The following is an 11,701-nucleotide window of genomic DNA, read 5'->3' on the forward strand; positions in this document are numbered from 1 at the left end:
TCGAGCCACGACGCCGCCAAGGGCGCACGTGTCGTCATCGCCCACGACGGCCGCAACATCAACGAGTTCGAAGGCTTCGCGAAGTCCACGAACAAGGAGAACCCGCCGCACATCGCCGTCTCCACGACCGCCGGCACCGGCTCGGAGACGTCCTGGGCGTACGTCATCACCGACACCTCCGACATGGATCACCCGCACAAGTGGGTCGGCTTCGACGAGGCCACCATCGTCACCCTCGCCATCGACGACCCGCTGCTGTACTACAGCTGCCCCCAGCACTTCACCGCCTACTGCGGCTTCGACGTCCTCGCCCACGGCTCCGAGCCGTACGTCTCGCGCCTGGACTTCGCGCCGTCGCTGGGCAACGCTCTCTACTCGATCGAGCTGGTCGCGAAGAACCTGCGCGAGGCCGTCTTCGAGCCGCGGAACCTCAAGGCCCGCGAAGGCATGATGAACGCCCAGTACATCGCCGCGCAGGCGTTCAACTCCGGCGGCCTGGGCATCGTGCACTCGATCTCGCACGCCGTGTCCGCCTTCTTCGACAGCCACCACGGCCTCAACAACGCGATCGCGCTGCCGCGCGTGTGGGAGTACAACCTGCCCTCCCGTTACGAGCACTACGCCCGCATCGCGACCGCGATGGGCGTCGACACCCGCAACATGACCACCGTGCAGGCCGCCGACGCCGCGGTCGAGGCCGCGATCCGGCTCGCCAAGGACGTCGGGATCCCCGATAACTTCGGGTCCGTGCGCACCGACTCGTACGAGAAGAACCAGATGAACACCAAGAAGTACGCGGGTCGCGGCGACACGATCCGCGGCGACGAGAAGACCGTGCGCGCCATCTCCGAGCACATCCAGGGCGACTGGTGCACCCCCGGCAACCCGCGCGAGGTGACGGTCGAGTCGATGATCCCGGTCGTCGACCACTGCATCAACCGGTCCTACTGACCCTGCATCCACCGATCTCGCGCCCGGGGCGGCGTTCCCCTGCCCTGCCCCGGGCGCGTTCTCACCGCGCGACAGGAGTACCGATGACCGCCTTCGCCGACAGTGCCGCACTGAAGGACGCGCTGCGCCGCCACGACTACATCGCCGACGACGAATTCGCGGTCGTCGTGCACCTGGCCACCGTCCTCGACCGGCCACTGCTGCTCGAAGGACCCGCCGGGGTCGGCAAGACCGAACTCGCCAAGGCCCTCGCCGCGGCCGGCGGACGCAAACTCGTGCGGCTGCAGTGCTACGAGGGCCTCGACGACAGCCGTGCCCTGTACGAATGGGACTACGCCAAACAGTTGCTGCACGTGCAGATGCTGCGCGACCGCATCGGCGACCGGCTCGCCGCGTACCCGGACCTCGCCGACGCCTCCCGCTTCCTCGCCGAGCAGGACTTCGGACTGTACTCCGAGAGCTTCCTCGCCGTCCGCCCGCTGCTCGAGGCCGTGATCTCGCCCGAGCCGGTGGTCCTGCTCGTCGACGAGGTCGACCGCACCGAGGAATCCATGGAAGCGCTGCTGCTCGAGATCCTCGCCGAACGCCAGATCACCATCCCCGAGGTCGGCACGTTCACCGCACGCTCCGCGCCCTGGGTGATCCTCACCTCCAACGACACCCGCGAACTGTCCGCCGCGCTCAAACGCCGCTGCCTGCACTACCACGTCGGTTACCCGACGCCCGAACGCGAACGCGAGATCGTCACCGCCCGCGCTCCCGAGGTGCCGGCCGCGACCGCCGCGGAGGTCGTCGAATTCGCTCGTACCCTCCGCGAGATGCCGCTGCGCAAGAGCCCGTCCATCTCCGAGGTCATCGACGCCGCCCGCGCGGCCACCGTCCTGAGCGCGCACGCCGGGGACGGCTCGATCCGGCACGTGCGCGACGTCCTGCTCGCGGCGCTGCTCAAGTACACCGGCGACGTCACCCTGGCTCGGACCCGGCTCGACGGCACACCGGACCCCGAGGAATCGGTCGCCGACGTGCCACCGGCCGAACGAGTCACGGTCGCGTCCCGGCCGGCGAACACCACCACCGCGGTGTTCCGCGGTCGTGGTGGGGGAGGGCGGGACACCGCCCGTGTCGGCGCGAGGCGGTGACACCGTGCGCGTGAGCGACCTCGACGCCCGCCGCCCCGCGTATCCGCTCGACGTGGTCGCGGCCGTGTTCGCGCGACTGCTGCGACGCCACGGGGTCTCCGCATCGCCCGCCGAAACCATCGAGATACGAAGGGTTCTCGGCCTCATCGGTGCCCACGACCGCGACGTCCTGCGCGCGGCGCTGCGGGCGGTGTGCGCGAAGTACGCCCACGAACAGGCCGGGTTCGACCGTGCCTTCGACGCCCTGTTCCTCACCACCGGCCCCGACGCCGGCGGCGACGACAGCCGGCCCCTGCGCGCGCAGTTCGCGGAATCCCTGCCCGCCGCACTGGAAATCGACGACGAACAGCAACTCGCCCGCTACGCGGAGTACAACGAGCGCGCCGCGGAGGTCGGCGACCTGTTCGACACCCCCGAGGCGGACAAGGGGTTCAACCCCCACAAGGACGACGACGATGTGTCGATGACCTCGGCGGACGCGGATCTGTCCGTCGACACCGGCGCCGATTCGGGGCGCCGCGGCGTCACCTACACCGTCGACGTCGACCGGGCCGCGACCGCGACGGTCGGCGACCTGTCGGCGAATCCCGGTGCGGCCGTGTCGGGTTCGCTGTCGTGGGACGATCCGACGTCGATCCTGGCGTGGCTCGACGCCTACGATCCGCACCGCGCCTACGGCGGCGACACCGCCGACGAACAGCTCACCGAGGCACAACTGAACCGGCTCGTCGAGGCCGTCGAGGCGTTCGTCGCGGCGCTCGCGCAGACCGTCGAAGCGCCGGCGGACGATCCGTCCGAGGCACCGGTCGACCCGACCGCCGCGCACCGCGCCGAGATCGACCTGGCCTGCCACGAGGTGCTGCGCCGCATGCGCGGCCCGGCCCGTCCCCGGCCGCGCGAGCGGGCCCGCGGCCGCCTCGACCTGCGCCGCACCGTCCGCGGATCGATGCGCACCGAGGGGGTGCCGTTCCACCTTGTCGTCCGCTCACCCCGGCCGGACCGGGTGCGGCTGCTCGTCCTCGCCGACGTGTCGCTGTCGGTGCGGCCGGTCACCGCGTTCACGCTGCGTCTCGCCCAGGCGATGCACGGCCGGGCGCACCGGTGCCGCGTCGTCGCGTTCGTCGACCGGCCCGTCGAGGTGACACAGCAACTGCTCGCCGGTGGCGGCGACGGCGCGCTGGCACGGGTACTGGCGCACCCGGCCGTGGATCTCGAGGCGTCGAGCGACTACGGACGGGTCTTCGACGAACTGCTCACCGACCACGCCGGTCTCCTCGATGCGCGTACCTCGGTGCTCGTCGTCGGCGACGGTCGCTGCAACGGCCTGCCCGCGCGCGCCGACCGGCTCGCGGACCTGCGCCGCCGCGTGCACCGCCTGGCCTGGATCACCCCGGAACCGGAACGGTACTGGCAGCAGGCGACGTGCGCGATGCCCGACTACGCGGAGGTGTGCGACCGGGTCGTGGTCGCCCGCGACGGCGCGCAACTGCTCGACCGCGCCGCCGAACTCGGCCACGCCCTGCGCTGACCCCGCCGCATTCCGGGTGAATGTGCCCCTCATCCGGTTTCGGGTACGGGGGACCGGTCCGGGGGATACGGTGCAGGCACACCCTGGTACACCAGTTGGGCGGGGGGAATTGCGATGACCGACCGCACAGTGGCCGAGCGAGCGGAGTCACTGCGGCACGACCTCGGTGCACTCGACCGGCGGGTCGGCGACCTCGTCGAGTCGCTCGAGGTATTCGACCGAGAGGACATGCACGGGGCCGGCGAGTCCGCGCGGCGGGAGATGCTGGACCTGCTCAGCGACGCCCGTCTCGATCTGCACGCCGCCCGCGACCACATCGAGAGGCTGGTCCGGTACGCTGCCAAGTTCGATCTGTGAGCGTGCGCGCCGATCCGCCCCGGCGACCGGCCGGCCGCTGTTAGCGTCGAACGGGTGAGGACGCCAGCCGAGGTCCGCCCGGGTGTCCGGGCCGCAATCGCCGTGGTGGCCGCCGTTGGAGTGCTCGGAGCGTGCACGTCGGCGGTGGGCGACGCGCAGGACACCTCCGCGGCGTGCACCGCGGCACCGAACGGCACACCGCTCACGGCACCGCCGGCGCCGCAGGAAACCGATCGCGACCTGTCCACCAACCCGGAGATCGCCACCGGATATCGCGACGGGATGGTCGCGGTGAATGCCGGAGAGTTCGCGGTCTCGACCGCCAATCCGATTTCGACGGAGGCGGCGTGCGAGGTGCTGCGCGACGGCGGCACCGCAGCGGACGCGCTGGTCGTCGCCCAGGCCGTGCTCGGTCTGGTGGAGCCGCAGTCCTCGGGTATCGGGGGCGGCGCGTTCCTGATGTACTTCGACGCGGCGACCGGGCAGGTCCAGGCGTACGACGGCCGGGAGACCGCGCCGGCAGCGGCCACCGAGAACTATCTGCGCTGGATCAGCGACACCGACCGCACCGAACCGCAGCCCGACGCCCGCGCCAGCGGCCGTTCCATCGGCGTGCCCGGCGTGCTCCGGATGCTCGAGGACGTCCATCGCGACCACGGAAAGACCGACTGGGCGCAGCTTTTCGAACCGGCGGTGACGCTTGCCGACGACGGTATCGAGATCAGCGATCGGCTCGCGCAGTCGATCGCGGACTCCGCCGCCGACCTCGCGCGGGACGAGGCGGCCGCCGCGTACTTCCTCGAAGCGGACGGCGCTCCCAAGACCGAAGGCACCGTGCTGACCAACCCGGCGATGAGCAAGACCCTCGGGGCGATCGCCGCCGGTGGGGCGGACGCCTTCTATACCGGTGCCATCGCGACCGCGATCGTCGACGCCGTCGACACGACCTCCGGCGGGCGGACCCCCGGAGAGATGACCGTCGACGACCTCGCCGGGTACCGGGCGAAGCAGCGAACCGCGCTGTGCACCCCCTACCGGTCCTACGAGATCTGCGGGATGCCGAACCCGTCGTCCGGCGGCATCGCGGTCGCCGCGACCCTCGGCATCCTCGAGAACTTCGACCTGTCGGCCTTCCCGCCGGCCGACGTCGACGCGAACGGCGGTGTCCCGGACGTGGAGGCCGTCCACCTGATCGCCGAGGCCGAACGGCTCGCGTACGCGGATCGCGACAAGTACGTCGCGGACTCCGATTTCGTGCCGCTGCCCGGTGGCTCACCCGAGACCCTGCTCGACGAGACCTACCTGAAGGACCGGGCCGCGCTGATCGACCCGAACCGCAGCATGGGCACCGCCCGGCCCGGTGACTTCGGGCCCGTCCCGATCGGGGCACCACCGCAGGTCCCCGAGCACGGCACCAGTCACATCTCCGTCGCCGACCGCTACGGGAACGTCGCCGCGATGACCACGACCATCGAATCGGCGTTCGGTTCGTTCCACATGGTCGACGGATTCCTGCTGAACAACCAGCTCACCGACTTCGCGGCCGAGCCGGTCGACGAGACCGGCACGCCGGTCGCGAACCGGGTGGAGCCCGGCAAGCGACCGCGCAGTTCGATGTCGCCGACCCTCGTGTTCGAGCGCACCCCCGACGGCGCCCGCGGCGCACCGGTGCTCGTGACCGGCTCGCCCGGCGGCTCGGTGATCATCCAGTTCGTGGTGAAGACCCTGGTGAACATGCTCGACTGGGGTCTGGACCCGCAGCAGGCGGTGTCCGCCGTCTCGTTCGGCGCCGCGAACACCCCGGTCACCGGTGTCGGAGGGGAACATCCCGCGATCGACGGGTCCGACGACGGCGCCCACGACCCGCTCGTCGCCGCCCTGCGCGAACGCGGGCACCAGGTGTCGGTCGCGCCCCAGTCCAGCGGCCTCAGCGCACTGTGGCGTACGGACACCGGCTGGGTCGGCGGTGCCGATCCGCGCCGGGAGGGCGCGGTCATGGGTGCCCAGGGATGACGCCGGCACCACCCGGGTGGCCGGGAGGTTGCCGCGAACCGGCGCTCTACGTGCAGGTACCGGCCTATCGGGATCGGGAGCTCGGGCCCACCCTGCGGGACCTGTATGCGCAGGCAGCGCACCCCGAGCGGCTGCGGGTCCGGGTCATGTGGCAGCGGACCGAGGACGACGTGCTGCCCGACGACGTCGTGGCGCTTCCCGGGTTGGAGATCGACGAGATCGCGGCGAGCAGGAGCGAGGGCTGCAACTGGGCTCGACGACGATTGCAGGGTGCGTGGAAGGACGAGCCTTACACCCTGCTGATCGACTCCCACCACCGATTCGCCGCCGGCTGGGACGAAACGGCGGTGGGGATGCTGGAAGGACTGCGCGCGGCCGGGATCGCGAAGCCGATTCTCACGGGGTATCTGCCCGCGTACAGTCCGGACGACGACCGCTGCCGGGGGATGCGCCCGCTCCGGATCTACCCGTACCTGCGCGACCGAGGTGTGCTCACCCGGCTGCGGGGTGCGGCAATGCTGGGCTTCCCGGAACTCGGGGCTCCCGCCCCCGCGGACTTCGCGTCCCTGCACTTCCTGCTCGCCGACGGCCGCTACAACAAGGAGGTGCGGTTCGATCCCGGGGTGTACTTCTTCGGGGACGAGGTGCTCACCAGTGTCCGGGCTTTCGCTGCCGGATATCGGCTCTTCCACCCGCACCGGGTGATCGGCTGGCACGCGTACGAACGCGACACCCGGCGGACGCACTGGTCCGACCACGGCGGATACGACGAACGTCAGGAGCGATCGCTCGAGGCACTTCGGCGCTACCTCACCGGTGACGGCGAGGTCGCGCCCGCGGACGTCTCCGCATTCGAGTCACACGTCAACCTGACCCTGGTGACGTCATGATCGACACCGCTGTCACACTTCGCCCGGGAACGGTGACGTGCGTCGACGAGTTTCTCGACGCCGGCGAGTGCGCCCTCATCGGCGACGATCTCCGGTTCACCTATTGGCGGCCGAGTTCGGTGCTCCGCCGCGACGCCGAGGGGCGGCGATTCACCGGTCTTTCGATCGATCGCACCAGTTCGACCACCGACGAGACCTGGCTGAGCGACGAAGCGCGCGAACTGCTGAGGCGGGTCGAGGCGAGACTGGCCGCCGACTTCGGTGTTCCCGCCGATCGTTTCGAACCCTGGCAGATCGTGCGGTACCGGGCGGGAGAGCGCTTCGAGGAGCACCACGACAGCGGCTTCTTCTCCGGTGACCGGTGGGGTGAACGGTCGGTGTCCGTGCTGATCTACCTCAGCGACTCGCAGTCGGGGGGAAGCACCTGGTTCCCGGTCCTCCGAGAACGATTCCGGCCGCGCGCGGGGAGACTGCTCGCCTGGCCGAATCTCCTGCCGGACGGATCCGTCGATCAGCGGATGCGGCACACCGCGCGGCCTGCCCGGCGAGTCAAGACGATCCTGACCACGTGGGTGCGTGAGGCGCCGACGACGACGAATCCCGCCGAGTGAGAGGTAGCGCCGTGGCTGTGTCGGACCGAGAACGTCGCGTAGTTCAGCAGATCATCAGGGAACACGGCCCGATCCTGGACCTGATCGCACATCCGGAGGTCCTGGTCGAGATCATCCGCAAGTGGGCATTCGACCTGGTCGAAGTGCCCGATGGTGGCCTACCGGGCGGTGTGGGGCCGGTGAATCCCCCGACGAGCCACGTCGAAGGCCCGGAACTGGAGGACGTTCTCAAGGCGATCCTGGCGGTGGGCCGGAAGGTCGACAAGATCAGCCGCAGGCTCGGCGACTGAGCCCGAGGCCGCTCCCGACTTCGCCGGTACCTACCCGATCGGGTAGGTACCGGACCTACCCGTCGACCCGGTGCCCCGGCCGCCCACCCGGCCTACGCTCGAAGGACCGTAAGCTGGATCACACGCCGCAATCGCCGGGGACGTCAGGAGTGCTGCAGTGGCCGTCGCCATACCGGAACGTCGAACCGAATCGGGGAACGCCGGAAGGGAGACGCCCACACTGGCGAAGTTCCATGCCCCCGAGATCGTGTTCGGTGCCGGATCCCTCGCCGAGGCCGCGCACGCGACCGTGCGCCTCGGCGGCAGCCGGCCGATGCTCGTCACCGACCCGGGACTCGTCGAGGCCGGATGGGTCGACGAACTGCGGCACCACCTGGACGAACAGGGCCTGGCCCCGGTCGTGTGGAGCGAGCTGACCCCGAATCCGAAGGACTTCGAGGTCGCCGCCGGTCACGAGCTCTACCGTGCCGAAGGCTGCGACGTGCTGGTCGGGCTCGGCGGTGGCTCGGTGATCGACGCGGCCAAGGGCATCGCCGTGCTCGCCGCGAACGGCGGCAGCATCCTCGACTACGAGGGCGTGGACCGGGCACCGCTGCCGATCCCGCCGATGGTGATGGTGCCGTCCACCTCCGGCACCGGCGCGGACGTGTCGCAGTTCTGCGTCGTCACCGACACCACCCGCAACACCAAGATCACCATCATCGGCCGGTCGCTGGTGCCCGACCTGACCGTCATCGACCCGCGGCTGCTGACCACCATGCCCGACGACCTGAACGCGGCGACCGGGCTCGATGCGCTCACCCACGGCATCGAGGCGTTCGTCTCCCGCGCCCACAACCCGCTCACCGACCATCACGCGCTGCGGGCCGTCGCGATGGTCACCGGCACCCTCGTCCACACCATCGACGACCCCCACGAGATGACGCACCGCACCGCCATGGCCCAGGCCAGCCTCGAGGCCGGCCTGGCGTTCACCAACGCGATCCTCGGCGCGGCGCACGCGATGAGCCACCAGGTCGGCGGCCTGCTCGACCAGCCGCACGGCGTCATCAACGGGGTGCTCCTCCCGCACGTGATCCGATTCAACGCCGCCGCCGACCCGGCACCGTTCGCGGCGATCGCCGCGGCCCTCGGCCTGGACGAACACCGCGGCCCCGCACAGGAGGCCGCCCTCGCCGTCGCCGACCGCGTCGAACGACTCGCCCGCGAGGTCGGGGTGCCGCGCGGACTGCGGGAACTCGGTGTGCGAGAACAGGATCTGACCCGCCTCGCCGAGGGTGCCCTGCGCGACGCGTGCATGTCCACCAACCCGCGCGCGGCGACCCACGAACAGATGGTCGCGCTGTTCCGGGCGGCGTTGTGAATCCCGCTGCCCCGGACCTGTCCCAGCTCACCGGCCTGCGGTCGGGCAAGCCCACGTTCTACCCGCAGTATCGCGGCGCCGCCGAACGTCTCGAACGGGTAGTGCACGCCCTCGAACTCATCTCGCGGGCGCTCGTGCGCACCGTCGAGGGACCCGAAACGCTGATCTGCGCGGTCGCGGAGGCCGCCCGGGCACACCTGAGTGCCCGCTGGGTGGTGTTCGCGCTCGCCGACGGCATGCTGCCCGACGCCGGACCCCGCCGGCTCGTGCTCGGACCGGATGCCACGCCCTTCCTCGTCGACAACGTCGAGGGCCCACCGCTGCCCGACGAGGTCGTGCGCTGCCTCGACGACATCCGCGGTGGCAGCGTCGACCGGGATCCGATCGTCGAGGGCCATCACGCGTTCGTGCCGATCGTGCTCGGCGGTGGTGTCGCCGGGGCGATCGCGGCGTGGACACCGGAGCATCGGACACTCGACGCCACCGACCGCGCGGTGCTGTCCATCCTGGCCAGCCAAACTGCTGTGGCCCTGCAGAATTCGGCCCTCTATCAGCGGGGCCAGCTGCTGCTCGAACGCGCCGAGGAAGCCTACCGGGAAGCGAACCGGGCCGCCGCCGACCTGCAGTCACGCAACGCCGAACTCGAAGCGACCCTGCGCGAACTGGAACGGACCCAACGGCAACTCGGTGCCGCCCACCGGCAACAGGCACTCGACGACGAACGGCACCGCATCGCGCGCGAACTGCACGACAGCGTCACCCAGGCCGTGCTGTCGGCGGGCATGCAGATCGAGGTGTGCCGCAGCGACATTCCCGACAGCGAACGCGCCGAACGTCTCGACCTGGCAAAGGAATTGACACGCCGCGCCGTCGAACAGCTGCGGTCGGCGATCTACGCGCTCAACCATCCGTCGGACGCGGATCGGTCGTCGCTGCCGGAGATGCTCGAGCAACTGCGGGTCGCGCACACCCCGGGCGAACTCGACATCGTGATCCGGGTCGGCGGCACTCCCGTCGAACTGTCCGGCGACGTCGAGCACGCGTTGCTGCGGATCGCGGGGGAGGCGCTGTTCAACGCGGTCGTGCACGCGAACGCGACCCGCGCCGTCCTGCGGCTGACGTACGGACCCGAGTCGGTGCTGCTCTCGGTCGCCGACGACGGCGACGGTGATCCCGCCCGCATCCGGGTGATGTTGCGGCTGGCCGCCGGCAGCGACTTCGACGGCCGGCACCGCGGCCTGGCGAACATGCAGGCGCGTGCCCACGAGCTCGGCGGCCGGCTCGAGGTGCGCCGCGCCCGAATCGGGGGAGTCCGGGTAGCGGTGCGCATCCCCATTCCGAAAACCGTTCCGCAGGAAGAGGATGCGGCGAGAACAGGAGAACAGCGATGACGGTGACACCGCCGCGGACCCGCCGGGACACCGTGAGGATCGTGCTCGTCGACGACCATGCGATCCTCCGTCAGGGGCTGCGGTCGATCCTCGACCGGGAACCCGACCTCGAGGTCGTCGGGGAGGCGTCCTCGGAGAACGAAGCGCTCGTTCTCGTCGACCGGATGCGCCCCGACATCGTCCTGATGGATCTGAAGCTCTCGGCCGGGTCGGACTACGAGGGGCTGACCCTGTGCAGCCAGTTGTCCGCTGCCCACCCCGGGCTCGGGCTGCTCGTGCTCACCACGTTCCTCGACGAGCAACTCGTCGTGCGGGCCGTGCACGCCGGCGCGCGCGGCTACGTCGTCAAGGACGTCGACACCACGGAACTGGTCCGCGCGATCCGGGCCGTCTCGCGAGGCGAGAGCGCGTTCGACTCGCGCAGCGCCGCGGCGGTGGTGCGCACGCTCAGTGGGAAGGTCCCGCAGACCGAACAGCTCACCGACCGCGAACTCGAGGTGCTGCGACTACTCGCCGCAGGACTGTCGAACGCGAAAATCGGTGAGCAGCTGTTCATTTCGGCCACGACGGTGAAGTTCCACGTGAGCAACATCATGCGCAAGCTCGGCGTCGGCCGCCGCGCCGAAGCGGTGTACGCGGCGAGCAAGCAGGGACTGATCTAACGCCTCGTGCGCGCTTTCGGCACCTCCCGCAGCCGAAAGCGCGCACGACGTCAGCACGTGCGAGGGGTTTCCTCGCCCGCGAAGCGCTTGGTGAGGAAGTCCATCGCCTGCCCGAGGCCGAGTACCGCCGCCGACATGTGGTCGGGGGTCGGGGTCTCGAGGCTCTGGACGTGCGCGCCCGCCGCGCAGTACCGGGCGAGCGTCGCGGTGATCGAATCGACGGGGATCAGCGCGTCGGTAGGGCTGTGCCATTCGAAGATCGGCATCGGGGGAACGCCGGGGTACAACTCCAGGCTGTTCTCGTCGACGACGGCCAGGGCGCCCGGTTCGTCGGTCAGCCGGCTGATCGGGCTGACCTGCGGCAGGCTGCCGCCCGCGCCGATCCGCAGGATGTCGTTGGTGCACGCGGCGCTGAGGCCGTCACGCATCGCTTGCCCGGCGGGGGTGAGCCGTCCGCTGAGATCGATGCGGTCGGGGTATTCGCGTTCGAGGCCGAGGGCGGCAGC

General features: G+C 70.5%; 12 protein-coding genes. 11 read left to right on the plus strand and 1 reads right to left on the minus strand.

Annotated features, from left to right (window positions below):
• The 11 genes from mdo to I0Q12_RS29400 form a co-directional block, all read left to right on the plus strand.
• The coding region (mdo, locus tag I0Q12_RS29350; protein ID WP_231611687.1) for an NDMA-dependent methanol dehydrogenase at positions 1-951 on the plus strand (951 nt) is incomplete at its 5' end.
• 83 nt (positions 952-1,034) lie between these two features.
• Complete coding sequence (locus I0Q12_RS29355; RefSeq protein WP_197257259.1) at positions 1,035-2,090, plus strand: MoxR family ATPase; 1,056 nt, start codon at positions 1,035-1,037, stop codon at positions 2,088-2,090.
• A gap of 10 nt (positions 2,091-2,100) precedes the next feature.
• Complete coding sequence (locus I0Q12_RS29360; RefSeq protein ID WP_197257261.1) at positions 2,101-3,618, plus strand: VWA domain-containing protein; 1,518 nt, start codon at positions 2,101-2,103, stop codon at positions 3,616-3,618.
• Positions 3,619-3,732: 114 nt separating this feature from the next.
• Positions 3,733-3,975 carry a hypothetical protein gene (locus tag I0Q12_RS29365; protein WP_197257263.1) on the plus strand — a complete coding sequence of 81 codons (243 nt, stop codon included), beginning with the start codon at positions 3,733-3,735 and terminating at the stop codon, positions 3,973-3,975.
• A gap of 54 nt (positions 3,976-4,029) precedes the next feature.
• Positions 4,030-5,988, plus strand: a complete 1,959-nt coding sequence (gene ggt / locus I0Q12_RS29370) for a gamma-glutamyltransferase (protein WP_197257265.1) — start codon at positions 4,030-4,032, stop codon at positions 5,986-5,988.
• Positions 5,985-6,878 carry a GlcNAc-transferase family protein gene (locus I0Q12_RS29375; RefSeq protein WP_197257267.1) on the plus strand — a complete coding sequence of 298 codons (894 nt, stop codon included), beginning with the start codon at positions 5,985-5,987 and terminating at the stop codon, positions 6,876-6,878. The genes ggt and I0Q12_RS29375 overlap by 4 nt, the downstream gene beginning before the upstream one ends.
• A complete protein-coding gene (locus I0Q12_RS29380; RefSeq protein ID WP_197257269.1) occupies positions 6,875-7,489 on the plus strand; it encodes a 2OG-Fe(II) oxygenase in 615 nt (204 codons plus the stop codon). Before I0Q12_RS29375 ends, I0Q12_RS29380 begins: the two co-directional genes overlap by 4 nt.
• An 11-nt stretch (positions 7,490-7,500) precedes the next feature.
• On the plus strand, positions 7,501-7,779 hold the full coding sequence (locus tag I0Q12_RS29385) for a hypothetical protein (RefSeq protein ID WP_197257271.1): 279 nt from the start codon (positions 7,501-7,503) through the stop codon (positions 7,777-7,779).
• 169 nt (positions 7,780-7,948) lie between these two features.
• Positions 7,949-9,142, plus strand: coding sequence for an iron-containing alcohol dehydrogenase (locus I0Q12_RS29390; protein ID WP_307846625.1), 1,194 nt, complete (start codon positions 7,949-7,951; stop codon positions 9,140-9,142).
• Positions 9,139-10,533, plus strand: coding sequence for a histidine kinase (locus tag I0Q12_RS29395; protein ID WP_307846620.1), 1,395 nt, complete (start codon positions 9,139-9,141; stop codon positions 10,531-10,533). The genes I0Q12_RS29390 and I0Q12_RS29395 overlap by 4 nt, the downstream gene beginning before the upstream one ends.
• Positions 10,530-11,195 (plus strand): response regulator transcription factor, encoded by a 666-nt coding sequence (locus tag I0Q12_RS29400; protein WP_197257273.1) that lies wholly within the window; start codon positions 10,530-10,532, stop codon positions 11,193-11,195. The genes I0Q12_RS29395 and I0Q12_RS29400 overlap by 4 nt, the downstream gene beginning before the upstream one ends.
• Before the next feature lie 50 nt (positions 11,196-11,245).
• Here the strand turns inward: I0Q12_RS29400 and I0Q12_RS29405 are convergent.
• Positions 11,246-11,701 (minus strand): lipase family protein (locus I0Q12_RS29405; protein WP_231611688.1); only part of this gene is annotated, 456 nt, incomplete at its 5' end.

This window comes from Rhodococcus sp. CX (assembly GCF_015865005.1).
In the GTDB taxonomy this organism is placed as follows: Bacteria; Actinomycetota; Actinomycetes; order Mycobacteriales; family Mycobacteriaceae; genus Rhodococcus.